Here is a 1,911-nt window from a genome sequence, read left to right on the forward strand (position 1 = left end):
TGTTTGTGTTTATTGAACTGTTGGTCGAAGAGGTTTTTGAAGGGTCCGTTTTTCTGCATGAGTTGGTCGAGGTTTCCCTGTTCGGCGATAGTGCCGTCCTGGATGACGATGATCTTGTCTGCCTCCAGCACGGTTGACAGGCGGTGGGCGATGACGATGACGGTGACATCCTGTGTCAGGGCGTCCAGCGCCTCTTTGACCAGCGATTCCGATTCCGCGTCCAGCGCGCTTGTGGCCTCGTCCAGCAGCAGGATTTCGGCCTTGCGCAGAATGGCGCGGGCAATCGCGATGCGCTGTTTCTGACCGCCCGACAGAAAGGTTCCGTTTTCGCCCACCGGGGTCTCATAGCCCTGCGGCAGGTCTGTGATGAACTGATGCGCATGTGCGGCCCGGGCTGCCGCGATCACCTCTTCATCGCTCGCCTCGGGTGCCGAGCAGCGCAGGTTGTCCATCACCGAGGCCGAGAACAGGAACGTGTCCTGACCGACATACGAGATTTTCCGCCGCAGCGAGGCAAAGCTGACATCCCTCAGGTCCTGGCCATCGATCTCGACGCTGCCCTGATCGGGGTCGTAAAACCGCATGATCAGGCCAAACAACGTGGATTTGCCACCACCGGACTGGCCGACAAGGGCCGTGGTTTTCCCGGCCTCGAAAGTGGCGCTCATGTTGTCGATCACCGGCACCGTGCCCTGATAGCCAAAGGTCACATTGCGCAGCGTGATCTGTCCGGGGCCGTCACTCAGGTCACGGGCCCGGGGGCTTTCCACCATCGTGTCCTCCTGATCCAGCAGGCTGAACAACAGGCCGACACCGACCATGCAGGTTTCAATCTGGACCCGCATCCTGGACAGGCGCTTGGCGGGTTCATAGGCCATCAGCAAAGCGGTGATGAAGGACATCAACTGACCCGCGGTCGGCTGTTCGGTGCCCGCGATGCCCATCGTGCTGACAATGAGAACCCCGGCAACCGCCAGACCGGCCAGAAACTCCATCAGCGGGCTGGCAATGGCCTGCAGCCGGGCGATGTCGTTCGAGCGCTGTTCGACCTTCCGGATCGCGGTCTCCATTCGGTCGATCATGCGATCTTCAAGCGCAAACACCTTGATCACCTTGATCCCCGCCGAGGTCTCCTGCAGCACCCGGATGATCTCGGCCAGCGATTTGAACTCGGCCTGCATGATCGAGCGGACGCTTTTCAGCAGATACCGCACCCCCAGAAGGGCAACCGGGCCCACCACAAAGAACATCACCGACAGGACCGGCTGCTGATACACCATGACCACAATCAGGCCGACCAGGGTCAGGGCATCGCGGACAAACCCGGTGACCAGAACATCGATCAGGCCCCGGGCCGATTGCGCGCCATTGGTCGTGCGCATCAGCAAATCCGATGATTCATTGGTCGAAAAGAACGACACCCCGTGCCGGACCAGCTTGCGGTACAGCTTCTCCTGCTGCTGGGCCACAATCCGGTTGCCCGCGCGCGCCAGAAAGACGGCCTGAACATACGAGGCCACCGCCTTGGTCAGGAACAGAAGCACAACCCCCAGCGCAATGACATGCGCCCATCCCCGCAATTCCGGGCTGGTCATGGCATCGACGATATATTCCATCATGTAAGCCGAGCCGGCGGTGGTGACCGCCACCGCGATCATCGCCAGGATCGCAACGCCGTAAAGCCCGCCCTGCGCATAAAAGCTCTCACCGACAAGCCGGCCCATATAGCCCGATCGCCACTTGTTCCAGGCGCGCTTCATCATTGCGTTCTCCAAATCCGTGAAACGGTGCGCACGCTCAGATACCCCATATCCCGTCGCGCCTAAAGGACAGATGCAACCCTGCGGCAGACCAACCCATCCCAACATCCAAACACGCTAAATAAGACCTCACCACCAAACCCGCAACCAA

Annotated in this window: 1 protein-coding gene; it reads right to left on the minus strand. The window is 60.2% G+C overall.

Features of this window, described 5'->3' with window-relative positions:
• A partial coding sequence (locus ACR0AD_RS21095; protein ID WP_480529299.1) for an ABC transporter ATP-binding protein occupies positions 1-1,763 on the minus strand: 1,763 nt, incomplete at its 3' end.
• Positions 1,764-1,911 lie beyond the last annotated feature (148 nt).

This window comes from Ruegeria sp. BH8, from assembly GCF_056538065.1.